The organism is Streptomyces sp. NBC_01707, assembly GCF_041438805.1.
In the GTDB taxonomy this organism is placed as follows: domain Bacteria; phylum Actinomycetota; class Actinomycetes; order Streptomycetales; family Streptomycetaceae; genus Streptomyces.
In genome coordinates, this window is sequence record NZ_CP109190.1 from 2,667,980 (window position 1) to 2,687,120 (window position 19,141).

Here is a 19,141-nt window from a genome sequence, read left to right on the forward strand (position 1 = left end):
TCGGCATGGCAGCCACCACCCACACAGTGTCCAACCAGGTCCCGCCCCTGGTCGACTACGACGTCTTCGCCGCCGACCGCGCGCTGACCGAGGCCGTCGAGCGGCACCTCGCACCCGAGCTTCTCGCCGGCGCACGCGACGAGCTCGGCGAGCTGGGCCGGTCCGCCGGTTCCGCACAGGTCCAGCGGTGGGGTGCACAGGCGAACGAGCACCCGCCGAAACTGCGTACCCATGACCGCTACGGGCACCGCATCGACGAAGTGGAGTTCCATCCGGCCTGGCACCGGCTGCTGGGACACGCGGTCACCGCCGGGCTGACCGATGCCTGGGGCCGACCGGGCGGTCACGTGCGGCGCGCGGCCGGGTTCCTGGTGTGGACCCAGCCCGAGGGCGGGCAAGGCTGTCCGCTGTCGATGACGCATGCGGCGGTGCCCGCGCTGCGGACGGATCCGGTGCTGGCCGCCGAGTGGGAGCCGCGCCTGACGTCGTGGGTGTACGACGAGGGGCTGCGGCCTCCCGCGCAGAAGGCCGGCGTGCTCTTCGGAATGGGCATGACGGAGAAGCAGGGCGGCTCCGACGTGCGGGCCAACACGACGCGGGCGGAGCCGCTGTCGGCCGACGGCGAGTATCTGCTGACCGGGCACAAGTGGTTCTGTTCGGCGCCGATGTCCGACGGCTTCCTGGTGCTGGCGCAGGCGCCCGGCGGGCTGACGTGCTTCCTGCTGCCGCGGGTGCTGCCGGACGGCACACGCAACGCGTTCGCGATCCAGCGCCTCAAGGACAAACTGGGCAACCGGTCCAACGCGTCGAGCGAGGTCGAGTTCGACGGGACGTGGGCGCGCCGGGTCGGTGACGAGGGGCGCGGGGTGCGCACCATCATCGAGATGGTCGCCGCGACCCGGCTGGACTGTGTGCTCGGCTCGGCGGCGCTGATGCGGCAGGCGGTGGCGCAGGCCATCCACCACTGCACGTACCGCAGCGCGTTCGGCGGGGTGCTGATCGAGAAACCGCTGATGCGCAACGTGCTGGCCGATCTGGCGCTGGAGTCGGAGGCGGCGACGGTGCTGGCGCTGCGGCTGGCCGCCGCGTACGACGCCGACACGGAGACGGAGCGGGCCTTCCTGCGGATCGCGGTGCCGACGGCGAAGTACTGGGTGACGAAGCGGTGCACACCGCTGGCCGGCGAGGCACTGGAGTGTCTGGGCGGCAATGGTTACGTCGAGGAGTCCGGCATGCCACGACTGCTGCGCGAGGCGCCGCTCAACTCGATCTGGGAGGGCTCGGGGAACGTACAGGCGCTGGACGTGCTGCGGGCGCTGCAACGCGAGCCGCAGGCGCTGAACGCGTTCCTGCAGGAGGTCGGCAGGGCGCGCGGCGCGGATCACCGGCTGGACGGGGCGATCAAGGACCTGCTGACCGAGCTGGCCGATCTCAACGGGATCGAGGCGCGGGCCCGGCGGCTCGTCGAGCGGATGGCGCTGGTGCTGCAGGGTTCGCTGCTGGTGCGCTGGGCGCCGCCGGAGGTGGCCGACGCGTTCTGCGCGTCACGGCTGGGCGGGGACTGGGGTTCGGCATTCGGGACGCTGCCGCACAGTCTGGACCTGGCCTCGATCGTGGAGCGGGCCCGGCCCGTCGCGCCCTGAGGAGGAACAGCGACGAAGGGTGGTGCTGCGCCGACACGGCACCACCCTTCATGCTGTGCACACCGAACAACGGGGCACAGGCTCCGCCGCGCGGTATTACGCCACTCTCGTACGTATCGACACGCGACCGCCAGAGTTGCAAAGGGTTGCAACGAGTGTGTGGAGTGCGCAGTATCGGGAACCCCACAACGACAGGATGGAAGCGACGGGTCGTGGACGGCTCCGGCAGCTGGGGGGATCGACGGTGGAGACAAGTCCGGTCGAGGTGACACGGCTGGCCGCCCTGGGTTCGGACCGGGCCACGCGCTTACTCCACAAGGCCCGGGAGGCGAGGCTCGCCGGCGACCGACTGCCCGTCGCACCACGGGCCGAGATCGGTGCCTCCTGGGATCGGGTGCTGCGCAGCGGCGTCGACCCCGAGCAGTCCACCCAGAGCGTGCTGCTGGAGACGGACGAGATCGAGCACCGGCGCCGCAGTTCCGCGCTGGGTGAGGTGATGCCACTGCTCAGCGAAGGTCTGGTCTCCATCGCCGACAGCGCGCAGCAGATCATGGTCGTCACCGATACCGAGGGCCGGGTGCTGTGGCGGCAGGGCAACCCGGGGGTGCTGCGCCGGGCCGACGGCATCTGTCTGGAGGAGGGTGCGTCCTGGGCCGAGGCGATCACGGGCACGAACGCGATCGGTACGGCGCTCGCCTCGCGCGCGCCGGTCCAGGTCCACTCGTCGGAGCATTTCGTCCGCAGTCTGCACTCCTGGACGTGTGCGGCGACCCCGGTCCGTGATCCGCGCGACGGCCGGCTGATCGGCATCGTCGACATCAGCGGCCCCGCGACCACGTTCCATCCGATGACGCTGGCCCTGGTCGGTTCGGTGGCCCGTCTCGCCGAGAACGAGATCCGGACCCGGCATCTGGTCGCGGTCGACCGGCTGCGTTCGGTCGCAGCCCCGCTCCTCGCCCGGCTGGGCGGCCGGGCGCTGGCCGTGGACCCGCACGGCTGGCTGGCCGCCGTCACCGGAATGCCGCCGGTCGACCGGCTGCCGTTGCCGAAGTCGCTGCAGGCCGGCCGGGTGTGGCTGCCGTCGCTCGGTATGTGCCGGGTGGAGTCGCTGGCCGGCGGGTGGCTGGTGCAGGTGACGGACGAGCCGTCGGATGCGCCGCCGCGCCGGGTGGTCCTCGATCTGAGCCGGCCGCCCGGGCTCACGGTCACGGTGACGGGCCCCGTCGGCTCGTCGACCCAGCGGCTCTCGCCGCGCCATGCCGAGCTGCTGTACGCGCTGGCGCTGCACCCCGAGGGGCGTACGGCGTCGGAGCTGGCGGAGGACATCTTCGGCGATGCGACCCGGACGGTGACGGTGCGGGCGGAGATCTCACGGCTGCGACGCCATCTGGCCGAGGTGCTGGCGCACCGGCCGTACCGCTTCGGTGAGGGCGTCGCGGTGGAGGTGGTCCATCCGGAACATCCGGGCGATCTGCTGCCGCGCTCGATGGCGCCGGTGGTGGTCAGGGCCCGTACGACGGCGTGAGGGAGCAGGTCGGCACCGGGGCGGGGCAGGCGGCACCCGGCCGGGCCGGTCGGCCCGGCACGACCGGAGCCGGACGGCGGCCGGGCCGTGACGGGAGTCGCAGTCCGGGCAGCGGGACAGGCTTTGGCCAGAGCTGTCCAGCATGATTCCCTGGCAGGCATGAGCAACCCTGAGCCCGCACCTGCCGCCGCCGAGGTGACCACCTGGTCCCTGGAACAGACCTCCCCCGACGATCTGCGGCCCGCGGCGGCCCCCGGGGACGGCGTCAGGATCGTACGGTCGGCGGTGCCGCTGCCGGAGTTCAGCCGCTTCCTGTACACGGCGGTCGGCGGCGACATCCAGTGGACCGACCGGCTCTCGATGACGTACGCCGAGTGGCAGGAGGCCCTGGACCGGCCCGGGGCGGAGACCTGGGTGGCGTACGAGAACGGGACCCCGGCCGGCTACATCGAGCTGGACCCGCAGGACGACGGCGTGGTCGAGATCATGTACTTCGGCCTGATCCCGGCTTTCCGGGGGCGTCGGATCGGCGGTCACCTGCTCGCGTACGGGGCCGCGCGCGCCTGGGACCTGGCGGAGCGCTGGCCGGAGCGGCCGCCGACGAAGCGGGTATGGCTGCACACCTGCTCCAAGGACGGCCCGCACGCCATGGACAACTATCTGCGCCGCGGGTTCAGGCTCTTCGACACCAAGGTCGAACTGGAGGCGGACGTGGCGACGCCGGGGCCGTGGCCCGGCGCCGCCCGGTAGAGCGGTACGTTTCGGCCATTACCTCCATTACGGACGCGGAAACGCAGACGCGCGAGGTGACGGTCGCCACATCATCTCACTTCTCGAGACAGTCCCGTCCACATCATGGATAACGGTGGACTGTCCCGAGAGGCGCGTGACAGGCTTCCGTCATGTCTGGAACTGGAATTGCCTTGGTGAGTCGACGCCACGTCGACTTCGGCCGCATGTCCAGCGCCATCTGTCCGGCGGGCTGAGAGTCCCAGCACCGCCGCGATCCCCCTTTCTCTGCAACACCTGCGCACCGCCGCGCCTCAGCGCGAGTGTGCAGTTCAGAGCCGCCCTCCTGCAGTCCCGAAGGACGTACTGTCATGGCCGCTACCCCGGAACAGCCTGCGACCACCACGCCTCGCCGCAAGGCCGGACGCCACCGTGGCGAAGGCCAGTGGGCCGTGGGGCACCACACTCCGCTCAACGGCAATGAGCAGTTCAAGAAGGACGACGACGGTCTCAATGTGCGGACACGCATTGAGACGATCTACTCCAAGCGGGGTTTCGACTCGATCGACCCGAACGACCTGCGCGGACGCATGCGTTGGTGGGGTCTGTACACCCAGCGCAAGCCCGGGATCGATGGCGGAAAGACTGCGGTCCTGGAGCCGGAGGAGCTGGACGACAAGTACTTCATGCTGCGGGTGCGGATCGACGGCGGCCGGCTGACCACCGCGCAGCTGCGCGTCATCGGCGAGATCTCGCAGGAGTACGCGCGCGGCACCGCGGACATCACCGACCGGCAGAACATCCAGCTGCACTGGATCCGCATCGAGGACGTCCCGGCGATCTGGGAGAAGCTGGAGGCTGTCGGGCTCTCCACCACCGAGGCGTGCGGCGACTGCCCCCGCGTGATCATCGGCTCCCCGGTGGCGGGCATCGCGGCCGACGAGATCATCGACGGCACGCCCGCCGTGGACGAGATCCACGACCGCTACATCGGCAGCAAGGAATTCTCCAACCTGCCGCGCAAGTTCAAGACCGCGATCTCCGGTTCGCCGGTGCAGGACGTGGTGCACGAGATCAACGACATCGCGTTCGTCGGCGTGGTCCACCCCGAGCACGGGCCGGGCTTCGACGTCTGGGTCGGTGGCGGGCTCTCCACCAACCCGCGGCTCGCGGAGCGGCTGGGCGCATGGGTGCCGCTCGACGAGGTGCCGGACGTCTGGGCCGGAGTCGTCGGCATCTTCCGCGACTACGGCTACCGCCGGCTGCGCACCCGCGCGAGGCTGAAGTTCCTGATGGCCGACTGGGGTCCCGCGAAGTTCCGCCAGGTGCTGGAGGACGAGTACCTGGAGCGTCCGCTGCTCGACGGCCCGGCCCCCGAGCAGCCGAGCAACCGCTGGCGCGACCACGTGGGTGTCCACGAGCAGCAGGACGGCCGCTTCTACGTCGGGTTCGCACCCCGGGTCGGCCGCGTGGACGGCGCCACGCTGGCCAAGATCGCCGACCTGGCGGCCGCGCACGGCTCGGACCGGCTGCGCACCACCGTCGAGCAGAAGATGCTCATCCTCGACGTGGAGCGAGGCCAGGTGGACTCCCTGGTTGCCGGTCTCGAGGCGCTCGACTTCCAGGTGAAGCCCTCGCCGTTCCGGCGCGGCACGATGGCCTGCACCGGCATCGAGTTCTGCAAGCTGGCGATCGTCGAGACGAAGGCGCGCGGCGCCGCGCTGATCGACGAACTGGAGCGCCGCCTGCCGGACTTCGACGAGCCGCTGACCATCAACGTCAACGGATGCCCCAACGCCTGCGCCCGCATCCAGACCGCGGACATCGGCCTCAAGGGCCAGCTCGTCCTGGACGCCGACGGCAACCAGGTCGAGGGCTTCCAGGTGCACCTGGGCGGCGCACTGGGCCTCGAGGCCGGCTTCGGCCGCAAGGTCCGTGGCCTGAAGGTCACTTCGGCCGAGCTGCCGGACTATGTCGAGCGGGTGCTCGGCCGGTTCCAGAAGGAGCGCGAGGACGGCGAGCGGTTCGCGACGTGGGCGGCGCGGGCCAGTGCGGAGTCGCTGTCATGAGCGGCCGCGCCGCACCGTTCTACTGCCCGTACTGCGGGGACGAGGACCTGCGCCCGCACGAGACCGGGCACGGCGCCTGGGAATGTGCTTCCTGCAACCGCGCGTTCCAGCTCAAGTTCCTGGGTCTGCTGACCCGGGGACTGCAGCGCAACGACGTCGAAGGGGACGGGATATGACGGACACTCTGACGACCGATGACCTCAGGAGCCTGGCCGAGCGCGCGGGCCGGGAACTCGAGGACGCCTCCCCGCTGGAGATCCTGAAGTGGGCCGCCGACACCTTCGGCAAGCGGTTCTGCGTCACTTCCTCGATGGAGGACGCCGTCGTGGCGCACCTCGCCTCCCGTGCCTTCCCCGGCGTCGACGTGGTCTTCCTCGACACCGGGTACCACTTCGAGGAGACGATCGGGACCCGCGACGCGGTGGATGCCGTGATGGACGTCAACGTCATCACGCTGACCCCACGTCAAAGCGTCGCCGAGCAGGACGCCGAGTACGGGCCGAAGCTGCACGACCGCGACCCCGACCTGTGCTGCAAGCTGCGGAAGGTCCAGCCCCTCGAGGAGGGCCTGACTGCGTACGCGGCCTGGGCCACCGGGCTGCGTCGCGACGAGTCCCCGACCCGGGCGAACACCCCCGTGGTCGGCTGGGACGAGAAGCGGCGGAAGGTCAAGATCTCGCCGATCGCCCGCTGGACGCAGGACGACGTGGACGCGTACGTCGCGGAGCACGGGGTCCTGACCAACCCGCTGCTGATGGACGGTTACGCCTCCGTGGGCTGCGCGCCCTGCACCCGCCGGGTGCTGGAGGGCGAGGACGCGCGCGCCGGCCGCTGGGCCGGACGGGGCAAGACCGAGTGCGGGCTGCACGACTGATGACGACTGATCAGGAGACTTCGATGAGCGTGACGGAGACGGGAGCCACCATCTGGCTGACCGGTCTGCCGAGCGCGGGCAAGACCACCATCGCGTACGAACTGGCCGGTCGGCTGCGCGGCGAGGGCCACCGGGTGGAGGTGCTCGACGGCGACGAGATCCGGGAGTTCCTCTCCGCGGGGCTCGGCTTCTCCCGCGAGGACCGGCACACCAACGTCCAGCGGATCGGCTTCGTCGCCGAACTCCTGGCCGCCAACGGCGTGAAGGTGCTCGTCCCGGTCATCGCCCCGTACGCGGACAGCCGTGACGCCGTACGCAAGCGCCACCAGGCGGAGGGCACCGCGTATCTGGAGGTGCATGTCGCGACTCCGGTCGAGGTGTGCTCCGTACGCGATGTGAAGGGCCTCTACGCCAAGCAGGCGGCAGGCGAGATCAGCGGACTCACCGGGGTCGACGACCCGTACGAGGCGCCCGAGTCGCCCGACCTGCGGATCGAGTCGCACCAGCAGACCGTGCAGGAGTCCGCGGCGGAGCTGTATGCGCTGCTGAGCGAGAGGGGTGCAGCGTGACGACCGTCGCGACTGTGTCGGAAGGCACCGACAATCCGTACGCACTCAGCCACCTGGACTCCCTGGAGTCCGAGGCGGTGCACATCTTCCGTGAGGTGGCAGGGGAGTTCGAGCGGCCGGTGATCCTGTTCTCCGGCGGCAAGGACTCCATCCTGATGCTGCATCTGGCGCTCAAGGCGTTCGCGCCCGCGCCGGTGCCGTTCGCACTGCTGCACGTCGACACGGGGCACAACTTCCCCGAGGTCCTGGAGTACCGCGACCGCACGGTCGCCGAGCACGGGCTGCGGCTGCATGTGGCCTCCGTGCAGGAGTACATCGATGCCGGGAAGCTGCGCGAGCGGCCGGACGGCACCCGCAACCCGCTGCAGACCGTGCCGCTGACCGAGGCGATCCAGCAGCACCGCTTCGACGCCGTGTTCGGCGGCGGCCGCCGCGACGAGGAGAAGGCGCGCGCCAAGGAGCGGGTCTTCTCGCTGCGTGACGAGTTCTCCCAGTGGGACCCGCGCCGCCAGCGCCCCGAACTGTGGCAGCTGTACAACGGCCGGCACGCCCCCGGCGAGCACGTCCGGGTCTTCCCGATCTCCAACTGGACCGAGCTCGACGTCTGGCAGTACATCGAGCGCGAGGGCATCGAGCTCCCGGAGATCTACTTCGCCCACGAGCGGGAGGTCTTCAACCGCTCCGGGATGTGGCTGACCGCCGGTGACTGGGGCGGCCCCAAGGAGGGCGAGCGGGTCGAGACCCGGCAGGTGCGCTACCGCACCGTCGGCGACATGTCCTGCACCGGCGCCGTCGACTCCGACGCCACGACGCTGGACGCAGTGATCACCGAGATCGCCGCCTCCCGGCTCACCGAGCGGGGCGCGACACGCGCCGACGACAAGATGTCCGAGGCCGCGATGGAAGACCGCAAGCGCGAGGGGTACTTCTAAAATGACCACATTCGCCCAGCACGCAGAGCAGTTGTCGACCACGACCCTGCTGCGGTTCGCCACCGCGGGGTCCGTCGACGACGGCAAGTCCACCCTCGTCGGACGCCTGCTGCACGACTCCAAGTCGGTCCTCACCGACCAGCTGGAGGCCGTCGAGCACGCCTCGCGCAACCGGGGCCAGGAGGCGCCGGACCTGGCGCTGCTGACCGACGGGCTGCGGGCCGAGCGCGAGCAGGGCATCACCATCGATGTGGCCTACCGCTACTTCGCCACGCCGCGCCGCCGGTTCATCCTGGCCGACACCCCGGGGCATGTGCAGTACACCCGGAACATGGTGACGGGTGCCTCGACCGCCGAGCTCGCCGTCGTCCTGGTCGACGCCCGCAACGGTGTCGTCGAGCAGACCCGTCGGCACGCCGCCGTCGCCGCGCTGCTGCGGGTGCCGCATGTGGTCCTCGCCGTCAACAAGATGGACCTGGTCGACTACGCGGAGCCCGTATTCGCCGCCATCGCCGAGGAGTTCACGGCGTACGCGGCGTCGCTCGGCGTCCCGGAGATCACCGCGATCCCGATCTCCGCACTGGCCGGTGACAACGTCGTGGAGCCGTCCGCGCACATGGACTGGTACGGCGGTCCGACGGTGCTGGAGCACCTGGAGACGGTGCCGGTCAGCCACGACCTCACCGCCTGCCACGCGCGCTTCCCCGTCCAGTACGTGATCCGGCCGCAGACCGCCGAACACCCCGACTACCGGGGCTACGCGGGCCAGATCGCCGCCGGCGCGTTCCGCGTGGGCGAGGCCGTCACCGTCCTTCCGTCCGGCCGTACGTCGACGATCGCCGGGATCGACGCGCTCGGCGAGAGCGTCGACATCGCCTGGGCGCCCCAGTCGGTGACCATCCGGCTGGCCGACGACATCGACGTCTCGCGCGGTGACCTGATCGCACCGGCCGACGACGCACCGGCAGTCACCCAGGACGTCGAGGCGACCGTCTGCCACGTCGCGGACCAGCCGCTCGCCGTCGGCCAGCGGGTGCTGCTCAAGCACACCACCCGCACGGTCAAGGCGATCGTCAAGGACATCCCGTCCCGGCTGACGCTGGACGACCTCTCGCAGCACCCGGCGCCCGGCCGGCTCGTCGCCAACGACATCGGCCGGGTCGTCGTCCGTACCGCCGAACCGCTCGCGCTCGACACCTACGCGGACTCGCGCCGCACCGGTTCGTTCCTGCTGATCGACCCGGCGGACGGCACCACGCTCACGGCCGGCATGGCGGGCGAGGCGTTCGCCGCCGCGGCCGCGGCCGCGGGCGAGGAAGCCGCCGCCGACGACACCGAATGGGACTTCTGATGAGTATCGATGTCTTCGCGACGTTCGCGAAGGAGGGTGGTCGCGTCGGCAGCGGCACCCTCGGCAGCGGCCAGGGCGGGGTTGCGCGATGTGCGCGATGACGTACGCGCACTGCCTGCGCGCCCGCCTGCACCAACCGCACCGCCTGTACCGCCAGTTCAGACGAAGACATGCCGACTTCCCGGCCGCGCCCCCGTAACCGAAACCGACGAGGGACGCGAGTACCGGGCCAACGAGAGGAAAGCCTCCCGTGCCTGCCACCCGTACCACCCTGCGCCGCAGCCTCGCCGCTGCCGCCGCTCTGCCGCTGCTCGCCGTGGCGCTCACCGCCTGCGGCTACGGCTCCGAGGCGAAGGACGACACCAAGAAGGCGAACGTCTCCTCCGGCGGCAAGAAGCTCTCGGCGGACACCGTGAAGATCGGCTACTTCCCGAACCTCACGCACGCCACCGCCCTGGTCGGCATCCAGGAAGGCCTGATCGCCAAGGAGCTCGGCGGCACGACGGTCAAGCCGTCGACGTTCAACGCCGGGCCGTCCGAGATCGAGGCGCTCAACGCGGGGTCGATCGACATCGGCTTCATCGGCCCCTCCCCCGCCATCAACGGATTCGCCAAGTCCAAGGGCAAGAGCCTGCGGATCATCGGCGGTTCGGCGTCCGGCGGTGTGAAGCTGGTCGTCGACCCCAAGAAGATCAAGACCCTGGACGACCTCAAGGGCAAGAAGATCGCCACCCCGCAGCTCGGCAACACCCAGGACGTGGCGTTCCTCAACTGGATCTCCGAGAAGGGCTGGAAGGTCGACGCCCAGAGCGGCAAGGGCGACGTCTCCGTGGTCCGTACGGACAACAAGGTGACTCCGGACGCCTACAAGGCCGGTTCCATCGACGGTGCCTGGGTCCCGGAGCCGACCGCGTCCAAGCTGGTCGCGCAGGGTGCCAAGGTGCTCCTGGACGAGTCGACGCTCTGGCCGGACAAGAAGTTCGTGATCACGAACATCATCGTGTCGCAGAAGTTCCTCAGCGAGCACCCGGACGTCGTCGAGGCGGTGCTGCGCGGCTCGGTCAACACCAACGCGTGGATCAACGCCAACCCGGACAAGGCGAAGGCCTCCGCCAACGCCGCGCTCAAGGAGCTGTCCGGCAAGGCGCTGCCGCCCGAGGTCATCGACCCGGCGTGGAAGTCCGTCCAGTTCACCGATGACCCGCTGGCCGCCACCCTCGACACGGAGGCCAAGCACGCGGTGCAGGCCGGTCTGCTGGAGCAGACGGACCTGAGCGGCATCTACGACCTGAAGCCGCTGAACAAGATCCTCAAGGCCGCGGGCAAGCCCGAGGTCGCCGACGCCGGTCTCGGCGTCAAGTAACCCCCCGACCGATCCAGGATCTCCCAGGAGGTGACGACCATGGCGACGACCACGCTCACCAAGGCCGAGGACCGTGTGTCGGCCGGGCACGCCGCCCGTATCGCGCACGTCTCGAAGTCCTTCGGCGGGCCGGAAGGGACGCAGCTCGTCCTGGACGACATCACGCTCGATGTCGCTCCCGGCGAGTTCGTCACCCTCCTGGGAGCTTCCGGGTGCGGCAAATCGACGCTGCTCAACCTGGTGGCCGGACTCGACCGCCCGACCGCGGGGTCCATCGAGACCCCCGGCGGGCGGCCGGCCCTGATGTTCCAGGAGCACGCCCTCTTCCCGTGGCTGACCGCGGGCAAGAACATCGAACTCGCGCTGCGGCTGCGTGGCGTGCCCAAGGCCGACCGCCGTGCGGAGGCGGAGCGGCTGCTCGAACTCGTACGCCTCGGCGGGGCGTACGGGAAGCGCGTGCACGAACTCTCGGGCGGCATGCGCCAGCGGGTGGCGATGGCCCGCGCGCTCGCCCAGGACAGTCAACTGCTGCTGATGGACGAACCGTTCGCCGCGCTCGACGCCATCACCCGGGATGTGCTGCACGACGAGCTGACCCGGATCTGGCGCGAGACGAACGTCTCGGTCCTCTTCGTCACGCACAACGTGCGGGAGGCGGTCCGACTCGCCGAGCGGGTCGTCCTGCTGTCGTCGCGACCGGGCCGGATCGCCCGTGAGTGGACGGTCGACATCGATCAGCCGCGCCGCATCGAGGACACCGCGGTGGCGGAGCTGTCCGTCGAGATCACGGAACAACTGCGTGGGGAGATCCGCCGACATGGCCAGCACTGAGACCACCACCGAGGACGCCGCCCAGGATCTGGCAGGCCTCGAGGCGGGTCTGGACGCACTCGACGCGGTGCGGGTGAGCCGCACCCCGGTGCGCCAGGTGCTGGTGCAGAAGGTCCTGCCGCCGGTCACGGCCATCGCGCTCGTACTGATCGTCTGGCAGATCCTGATCTGGGCGAAGGTCACCGACGACTACAAGTTGCCTTCGCCGTCCCAGGTCTGGGACGAGGTGAGCAACGCCTGGGCACAGGGCACCCTGCTCGGCTACATCTGGACGAGCATCTCGCGCGGCCTGTTCGGCTTCCTGCTGGCGCTCGTCATCGGTACCCCGCTCGGGCTGCTGGTGGCGCGCGTGAAGGTGGTGCGCGCGGCGATCGGACCGGTGCTCTCGGGTCTCCAGTCGCTGCCGTCGGTGGCCTGGGTGCCGCCCGCGGTGCTCTGGCTGGGGCTCGACGACAGGATGATGTACGCGGTGATCCTGCTGGGCGCCGTCCCGTCGATCGCCAACGGACTCGTCGCCGGTGTCGACCAGATCCCGCCCCTCCATCTGCGGGCCGGGCAGACGCTGGGCGCCACCGGGCTGCGCGGTACCTGGCACATCGTGCTGCCCGCCTCGCTGCCTGGCTATCTCGCGGGGCTGAAGCAGGGCTGGGCGTTCTCCTGGCGCTCGCTGATGGCCGCCGAGATCATCGCCTCGTCACCCGATCTGGGCGTGGGCCTGGGGCAGTTGCTGGAGCAGGGCCGGGAGACCAGCAGCATGTCCATGGTGTTCCTGGCCATCTTCCTGATCCTGATCGTCGGCATCGCCATCGACCTGCTGATCTTCAGCCCGCTGGAGCGGTGGGTGCTGCGCAGCCGCGGCCTCCTCGTCAAGAACTGAGTACTGTCATGGCTTCCCCCGTTCTCCTTGTCATCGCCCACGGCAGCCGCGATCCGCGGCACGCGGCGACCGTGCACGCGCTCACCGCGCGGGTCCGGTCGCTGCGGCCGGGGCTGCGGGTGGAGACCGGTTTCCTGGACTTCAACGCCCCATCGGTGCCGCAGGTCCTTCAGCGGCTGGCCACGGACGGAGCGAGGGACGTCATCGCGCTCCCCCTGCTCCTCACCCGGGCCTTCCACGCCAAGTCCGACATCCCCACGGTGCTGCACAGAGCCCGGACCGGACTGCCGCGGCTGCGCATCCGACAGGCCGAAGTCCTCGGGCCGTCACCGCTGCTGAACTCCGCCCTGGAACAGCGGCTGTACGAAGCCGGGATCCGTCCCGGCGACAGAAGCTCGACCGGGCTCGTCCTGGCCTCGGCGGGCTCCACAGACCCGGAGGCGATCGCAGTGATCGCTGAAATCGCGCGGGAGCTGCGGCACACCGGTTGGTGTTCCGTGCGGCCTGCGTTCGCCTCCGCGGCATCTCCTACAGGGTTCCCCCGCACCGAGGACGCGGTACGGGACCTGCGGACCGAGGGCGTACGCCGGGTGGCGGTGGCGCCGTACGTCATCGCACCCGGCCGCCTCCCGGACCGTATCGCTACGGGTGCCCGGGAGGCGGAAGCGGACGTGCTGGCCGACGTGCTCGGCCCTTCGCCGGAGTTGGCGCGGTTGCTGCTTCGGCGCTACGACGAGGCGGCTGTGCCGCGCGTGGCGGCGCTCACCGCCTGACCTGCCCCTTGCTTCCGACCGGCTGCGGCCGGGCGCTGCGCCGGCCGCGCGGCGCCCGGCCGGTTCGGTCTACCCGGCCTTGGTCGTCGCCTTGACCGTCACCGCCGGCCCGGCGCCCGCCGCGGTGACCGCGGCGACCGTGACCGTGTACGCGGTGCTGGGGGTCAGCCCGCCGATCACCCGGAACATGCCCTTGGCCGAGGGCTGACCGACCAGGGCGTCCCGCCCGGTGACCTCGACGGTCCGGCCGTCGGAGAGCGTCAGCCGGTAGCCGATGACCTTGGCGTCACCCATGTTCTCGGGCGGCGTCCAGGCGACGGTCGCGGCTGTGGCGGCGGTACGCAGCTTCGGCGCGGAGGGTGCGTCGGACAGCACCGTGGCCGCGGTCGGCCGGAGCGCGGCGGAGGGGAGGGACGCGGCACTGCGACCCTGCGCGTTGGCGGCGGTGACGGTGACCGTGAAGGGGCCGTCGTCCTCCGGGAGCCCGCCGATCCGGATGTAGGCCAGCCGCTTGTAGTCGGCGGCCGAGGCGGTCGCCGAAGCTGCCTCCGTCCCGTCCGGCCGCAGGGCGTGCGCGGTGTAACCGAGAACCGGTGAACCACCGTCCACGAAGCTGGGGTTGAAGGTGGCGTACAGGGCGTCCGGCCCCGCCGTGCTGGTGCCGACCCGGGACGGCGCCTCGGGTACGGAGAGCGCCCCGGTGCCGCGCTCGAGAATCCCCTCGTACGCGGGCTCCAGTCCGGCGTTCTCGATGATCGATGCGGGAACGTCGGCCGGGGACGTCATGATGCGGTTGCCGGTGGTCACCAGCCCCTTGTTGTCACCGTCGCTCGTGCCCTCCTCCCACCAGTTGTCCTTGACGAGCGTCGGGTCGTTGTTGCCGAGCGTGTCACGGTAGTCGGTGTGGCGGCTGGCGACATTGGCGTACGAAGCTCCGTACAGCACATTGCCCTCGACGGTCTCGTAGGTGCAGCCGTTGTCGGTGTAGACGCTCTTGCCCAGACCCCACTGGTCGTGGATGACGTTGCCGGTGACCTTCTCACCGTCGGCGAGCGATGTGCCGGTCATGCCCTGGGTGTAGATGCCACCACCGTCGTCGAACATCTGCATGTAGTCGAAGATGAGGTTGTCGCTCACGGCGTTGTCGTGGCTGGGGTTGGGCGTCGCGGGCGAGCCGATCTTGTCGGGCCAGCCTCCCCAGCCCATGGATATCGCGCTGTAGCCGAGATGGTCGAGCTGGTTGTGCGCGATGGTGTTGTGCTGGGTGTACCCGTTGAGGATGCCGACCGTACCGTGGTACTCACGGGGCAGTCCGTAGAGGTGATTGTTGGTCACCTCGACCCCGGTGGCCGGGGTTCGGCCGTCCACACCACCGATCTCAAGGCCGTTGCCCGAGATGTCGGTGAAGATACTGCCACTGACCCGGGTGTCGGCCGTTCCCGTACCGAGTTCGAGCCCGGCGGCACCGAGATGGGTGAAGACACTGTCGCTGAATTCGATGCGCTTGCCGTACGTGAAGGAGACATTGCCCGGCATCTTGGTCCAGGAGGCGAACGGGCAGGTGCCCCCTTCGACGAACCCGCACAGCCCTTGAGTGGCCCAGCCGGTCGGTCCGGTGATGGTGTAGCCGGCCTGGATCTCGGAGAAGCCCTCGGGCTGTGAGGGGGTCAGCCAGGTCGCGTAGCTGAACTGGAGCCCGCGGAAGGCGACATCGTGGACGGGAGCCTCAGCGGTGCCACGGCCGTCGACGAGCTTCTCGGCCGAGGCCGCCTCGACGTCCGCACGGTGCAGGTCCTCGCCCTTGCGCGGCATGTAATAGACGGTGCGGGCCGAGCGGTCGAGGTACCACTCGCCCGGCTGGTCCAGGAGCTCGTAGGCGTTCTCGATGTACGAAGCCTTGCCGTCGTTGGTGAGATGGCCGGGTCCGACCATGGAGACGGAGCGGCCCGGTATGTCGGGGAACTCCACGCGCTTGTTGGAGTTGTCCCAGCACGGCTGGACCATGGTGAGAGTGGTGCCCTCGGCCTCGGCGATCCGGCAGCGCGGTTCGGTCCACTGGCCGAGGCCGTTGCGTTCGACGTTCCAGAGTTCCTCGCCGCTGGAGTAGACGAATTCGGCGTCGGACGGGTGGCGCCAGTGCGCGAGGGTGTCCGTCGTCGTGGTGTACCCGGTCGGCGTGACCGTCAGCCCGACGGGAACCTCACCACGTGCGCGCTGGGCGCGCACTCCGTCCACGTACAACTGCCTGGTGTCGGTGAGACCTTGGGGAGCAGGGGCGGAATAGAGCCCGGGACGCCCGTGGACCGGCCCCCAGCCTCCGACCTTGCGGCCGCCGCTGATGACCGTGGATCCGGTCCCCTGCCAGATGATCCTGTGGCCGTCGCGGCCCGAGTCCCGGGCGTCGAGGACGAGCGGCTTCTCCGTCCGGTACGTACCGGAGGCGAGATGGACGGTGAGATCGCCGTCCGCATGCGCGGCCCTCGCACGCGCCAGATCGCGCGCCCGCTGAAGGGTCTTGACGGGGTGACGGGCGCTGCCCTGCGCGTGGTCGTCGCCCGTCGGGGACACGTACACATCTGCGGAGTGCGCGTCGGCCGCGTCGGCTCCGGCCGCGGTGGAACTGCCGGGGACGCCGAGCGCCAGGGCCGCGGAGAGAGCCGCGACAAGCGCGGCTCTTCGGGGTGCGAGCATCTTCCCTCCCTTGGAAATCAGTCTCGTCAGCACGAGAAAGGTAGGAGGGTTTACATGTAACGGTCAATGAAACTTGCAGGATTGCCGCCCTGACGCCCTCGCCTTCACAGGAATCATCGGATCAATCACGGCAAGCGCCCCGAGAGCGCATGTGACTGTCAGCTGAAGTCGAGGCTGCCCGTGCGGGTGCGCTTGAGCTCGAAGAAGTCCGGGTAGCCGGCCATCACCCGGAGGCTGTCGAACAGCCTGGCCGCCTCCTCGCCGCGCGGGACGGAGTTGAGGACCGGGCCGAACCAGACGCCGCCGTCGACATGGACGGTGGGAGTGCCGACATAGGCATCGGCCTCCGGGTCCTTGCCCGCGTCGTGGCTGCGGCGCAGCGCCTCGTCGTACGCCGTGGAGTGGGCGGCTCCGGCAAGCCCGTCGGGCAGACCCACTTCGGCGAGCGCCTGGGCGACCACGTCGTCGAAGTCCTCGTTCTTCTGCACGTGGATCCGGGTTCCCAAGGCGGTGTAGAGATCCCGCAGCACACCGTCGCCATGGTCGGCGGCCGCGGCGACCGCGACCCGCACCGGGCCGATCGACCTGTCGACCAGTTCCCGGTACCAGTCGGGGAGTTCATTGCCGACGTTGTGCAGGAAGAGGCTCATGACGTGGAAACGGAGCTCGATGTCGCGCTGCAGCTCCACCTCCAGCATCCAGCGGGAGGTGATCCAGGCGAACGGGCAGGCCGGGTCGAAGTAGAAGTCGACGGCGGTCCTGCCCGTAGCAGGGGTGGAGTGAGTGGTCATACACCGACCCTATCCAGGCATTGGCGTATGACTCCGAGCCATTCACCACTCGATCGACTGGGCCACTTTCAGGCGGCGGTCCAATGCGGGTCGCGTCCGCTGTGGGCCAGCGCCCGTTCGAACACCGGCGCCGAAGCGGACACCGGAACCTCGTCGGCGAAGCCGTCGTACTGCCGGTAGAGCGCCGCGGAACCGTCGACGACCTCGAGGACGAAGCCTGCCGCCGCGTCGGAGAGCCGGAACTCCTGCCCGGTTGCCCGGGCCACGTCCCAGCCGTGCAGGGCCGTCTCCTCGATGAGCATGGCGGCGATCTCGGACGCCGGGGACGTCGAACCCCCGAGGTCGATCTCCCCCTCCCAGACCGCCGGGTCCGACCAGGCCGCGACGGCGCGGTCCAGTTGCGCCGCGTACTTCTCCGCCCAGTCGGCATCCGCGGTGAAGTCACGGGTGGAGAGCTCGTCCGGAAGATCCTTGCGCAGGGCGCGGTGCTCCAGGCCGTACGAGGTGTAGAGCACCCAGTGGTTGATCAGCCCGCGCACGTCCCAGTCACCGCAGGGCGTGGCGGAGGCGTCCAGCTGTTCGGTTCGGACGGCGCGGGCGATACGGGCCGCCTCGGCGGCACATTCGGTCAGGTGAGCGTGCTCGTTCTTCATGTACAGCACGCTAGAGCAGCCGCTGCCGAGCGGTATTGAAGAAAAGCGACAGCGGCCGCCTCGGACCGGTCAGGAGGCCGCGTCGATCAGTGCGGTGAGTTCGGCCACCGACATCGATCCAGGCTCCCGCCGCTCCCGCGCGAAGGCATTCGCGGTGCGCTGCAGCACGTCGTTGACCGGTGTGGGCACCCCGTGCTCCCGGCCGAGCAGCACGATCTCACCGTTGAGATAGTCGGCCTCGATCGTGCCCGTACCACGGCTGAGGCTCTGCCAGGACGAACCGGCGCCGCGGGGGGAGCCGTCGAACGGCTCGAAGCGGATCCGGTCGCCGCGCGCCTTCGTCTGTTCCTCCTGGCCGACCGCTTCGATACCGGCGGCCGCCAGCACGGCTCGGCCCTCGGCGAGCGCCCGCTTGAACAGGGCGACGGCGTCGTCTCCGGTGAGCAGGCCGGTGACGGCCTCGATCGCGTTGGCGAGGTTGGAGAGCAGCTTGCCGTACTTCCAGCGCATCACGTCCGGCACGACCGGGGCGAGCAGCTTCGACTTCTCGAGGTCGGCGGCGATCAACCGGGCCGTCTCGTCGGTCCCGGTGGGGTAGCGCCCCAGGTGCAGGATGCCGGTCAGCGGCGTTCCGGCCGCGGACACCTCTCCGGGTTCGACGAAGGTGGCGGGCAGCCAGACGCACATGCCGTACACAAGACGGAAGCGGCGCAGTGCGAGACGTTCGCTCTCCACGCCGTTCTGCGCGCAGATCAGGGGCAGCCGCTCGCCCGCGGTACCGCCGCCCGCCACCGGCCTGACGCTCCAGGCGTCGAGCGCGGCGGTGCTGTCCTGCGTCTTCACGGCAAGTACGAGTACGTCGTCAGCGGTCAGGTCCAGTGCGTCGGGCCGGTCGACGACGGGGAGGGCGTGGGTACGGGGGCCGTCCGGCGTCGTGAGCCGGAGTCCACCCGTGCGCAGCGCCTCGTACTGCGCGCCGCGCGCCACCAGGACGACCTCGTGGCCGGCCTCGGCCAGCCGCCCCCCTATGGCGCCGCCGACGGCGCCCGCTCCCACGATGATGTAGCGCATGTCGGCTCCGTCCGGTGCGGCCGTTCGTCATATAGGGCGATCAGATCCTACGCGGGCAGGCGGACCTGCCGAAGGCCACCCACCGGGGCCGGGAACCCGGTGGCCAGGGCCTCGAGCTGTTACGGGCGATGTGCGAAGCCGGTCCGCGGCGGCTGCGGACGGACCGGACCGGTCTCCACCGACTGCACCGGCCGGACCCGGACGTACCCATGGCCGAGACCGGCCGGCGCTCCTGAAGCGCTGAGCCGGAAAGGTAAGATCCGGTTCAACGGTCTGGACACACCCTCACCACCGACCAGCTGGAGCAGGCTCTCTCCCCGACCGGGATCGCCTCGGTGCAGAACCGCTTCAAGACCGTGCGTCGGACCCGGTGACGAAGCTCTGCGAGGCCCATGGCCT

The 19,141-nt window shown here is 70.1% G+C and carries 17 protein-coding genes; 13 read left to right on the top strand and 4 right to left on the bottom strand.

From position 1 onward, the window contains the following. Positions 1 to 5 precede the first annotated feature (5 nt). From OG963_RS11965 to OG963_RS12025, 13 genes are all read left to right on the top strand, one after another. A complete protein-coding gene (locus OG963_RS11965) occupies positions 6 to 1,643 on the top strand; it encodes an acyl-CoA dehydrogenase family protein (RefSeq protein WP_371798875.1) in 1,638 nt (545 codons plus the stop codon). 244 nt (positions 1,644 to 1,887) lie between these two features. After that, complete coding sequence (locus tag OG963_RS11970; protein WP_371798876.1) at positions 1,888 to 3,168, top strand: GAF domain-containing protein; 1,281 nt, start codon at positions 1,888 to 1,890, stop codon at positions 3,166 to 3,168. Positions 3,169 to 3,327: 159 nt separating this feature from the next. Then, complete coding sequence (locus OG963_RS11975; RefSeq protein WP_030917131.1) at positions 3,328 to 3,918, top strand: GNAT family N-acetyltransferase; 591 nt, start codon at positions 3,328 to 3,330, stop codon at positions 3,916 to 3,918. A 350-nt stretch (positions 3,919 to 4,268) separates the two neighbouring features. Continuing rightward, positions 4,269 to 5,966, top strand: a complete 1,698-nt coding sequence (locus OG963_RS11980; protein ID WP_093775721.1) for a nitrite/sulfite reductase — start codon at positions 4,269 to 4,271, stop codon at positions 5,964 to 5,966. Then, complete coding sequence (locus tag OG963_RS11985) at positions 5,963 to 6,142, top strand: hypothetical protein (RefSeq protein WP_030917138.1); 180 nt, start codon at positions 5,963 to 5,965, stop codon at positions 6,140 to 6,142. Before OG963_RS11980 ends, OG963_RS11985 begins: the two co-directional genes overlap by 4 nt. Continuing rightward, positions 6,139 to 6,840: a phosphoadenylyl-sulfate reductase gene (locus tag OG963_RS11990; RefSeq protein ID WP_030917141.1), complete on the top strand. Its 702-nt coding sequence runs from the start codon at positions 6,139 to 6,141 to the stop codon at positions 6,838 to 6,840. The genes OG963_RS11985 and OG963_RS11990 overlap by 4 nt, the downstream gene beginning before the upstream one ends. A gap of 23 nt (positions 6,841 to 6,863) precedes the next feature. Continuing rightward, complete coding sequence (gene cysC, locus OG963_RS11995; RefSeq protein WP_030917145.1) at positions 6,864 to 7,409, top strand: adenylyl-sulfate kinase; 546 nt, start codon at positions 6,864 to 6,866, stop codon at positions 7,407 to 7,409. Continuing rightward, positions 7,406 to 8,341: a sulfate adenylyltransferase subunit CysD gene (gene cysD, locus OG963_RS12000; RefSeq protein ID WP_093775719.1), complete on the top strand. Its 936-nt coding sequence runs from the start codon at positions 7,406 to 7,408 to the stop codon at positions 8,339 to 8,341. Before cysC ends, cysD begins: the two co-directional genes overlap by 4 nt. A gap of 1 nt (position 8,342) precedes the next feature. Beyond that, positions 8,343 to 9,692 (top strand): sulfate adenylyltransferase subunit 1, encoded by a 1,350-nt coding sequence (locus OG963_RS12005; protein WP_093775717.1) that lies wholly within the window; start codon positions 8,343 to 8,345, stop codon positions 9,690 to 9,692. A gap of 250 nt (positions 9,693 to 9,942) precedes the next feature. After that, a complete protein-coding gene (locus tag OG963_RS12010; RefSeq protein ID WP_093775715.1) occupies positions 9,943 to 11,055 on the top strand; it encodes an ABC transporter substrate-binding protein in 1,113 nt (370 codons plus the stop codon). Between the two features lie 39 nt (positions 11,056 to 11,094). Next, a complete protein-coding gene (locus OG963_RS12015; RefSeq protein WP_093775713.1) occupies positions 11,095 to 11,886 on the top strand; it encodes an ABC transporter ATP-binding protein in 792 nt (263 codons plus the stop codon). After that, entirely contained in the window at positions 11,873 to 12,763 is an 891-nt protein-coding gene (locus OG963_RS12020) for an ABC transporter permease (protein ID WP_371798877.1), read from the top strand. The genes OG963_RS12015 and OG963_RS12020 overlap by 14 nt, the downstream gene beginning before the upstream one ends. An 8-nt stretch (positions 12,764 to 12,771) precedes the next feature. Next, on the top strand, positions 12,772 to 13,536 hold the full coding sequence (locus OG963_RS12025) for a sirohydrochlorin chelatase (protein ID WP_093775709.1): 765 nt from the start codon (positions 12,772 to 12,774) through the stop codon (positions 13,534 to 13,536). 69 nt (positions 13,537 to 13,605) lie between these two features. Here OG963_RS12025 and OG963_RS12030 read toward each other — a convergent pair whose 3' ends face one another. The 4 genes from OG963_RS12030 to OG963_RS12045 form a co-directional block, all read right to left on the bottom strand. Next, positions 13,606 to 16,227, bottom strand: coding sequence for a right-handed parallel beta-helix repeat-containing protein (locus tag OG963_RS12030; RefSeq protein WP_371798878.1), 2,622 nt, complete (start codon positions 16,225 to 16,227; stop codon positions 13,606 to 13,608). A 158-nt stretch (positions 16,228 to 16,385) separates the two neighbouring features. Then, complete coding sequence (locus tag OG963_RS12035; RefSeq protein ID WP_371798879.1) at positions 16,386 to 17,018, bottom strand: DsbA family protein; 633 nt, start codon at positions 17,016 to 17,018, stop codon at positions 16,386 to 16,388. Between the two features lie 68 nt (positions 17,019 to 17,086). Continuing rightward, a complete protein-coding gene (locus OG963_RS12040) occupies positions 17,087 to 17,671 on the bottom strand; it encodes a TIGR03086 family metal-binding protein (protein ID WP_371798880.1) in 585 nt (194 codons plus the stop codon). A 69-nt stretch (positions 17,672 to 17,740) separates the two neighbouring features. Then, positions 17,741 to 18,742 carry a ketopantoate reductase family protein gene (locus OG963_RS12045; protein WP_093775703.1) on the bottom strand — a complete coding sequence of 334 codons (1,002 nt, stop codon included), beginning with the start codon at positions 18,740 to 18,742 and terminating at the stop codon, positions 17,741 to 17,743. Positions 18,743 to 19,141: the final 399 nt, after the last annotated feature.